This is a genomic window from Cellulomonas sp. P4_A2 (genome assembly GCF_056402515.1).
On the sequence record NZ_JBFUHG010000209.1, the window covers coordinates 1 to 375 of the forward strand.

A 375-nucleotide genomic window follows, 5' to 3' on the forward strand; every position below is an offset into this window, starting at 1 on the left:
GTCCTCTACAACCCGCACAAGCCGAACGGCGGTCTCACCGCCGAGGAGCTGCGGAACGCGAAGATGATCCTGTGGCGCGGGCACTGCTCGGTGCACGGGCGCTTCTCGGTGGAGTCCGTCAACGATGTGCGCGAGCGCATCCCCGGCGTCAATGTGCTGGTGCACCCCGAGTGCAAGCACGAGGTCGTGGCGGCGGCGGACTACGTCGGCTCGACGGAGTACATCATCAAGGCCCTGGAGGCGGCGCCGGCCGGCTCGAAGTGGGCGATCGGCACCGAGCTGAACCTGGTGCGGCGCCTGGCCAACCGGTTCGCGGCGGAGGACAAGGAGATCGTCTTCCTCGACAAGACGGTCTGCTTCTGCTCGACGATGAAC

1 protein-coding gene is annotated in these 375 nt (G+C 66.9%); it reads left to right on the forward strand.

The genetic code is table 11. The features are described from left to right. Positions 1-375: quinolinate synthase NadA (gene nadA / locus AC1DUE_RS20755; protein ID WP_477041284.1), on the forward strand; the 375-nt coding region annotated here is incomplete at both ends.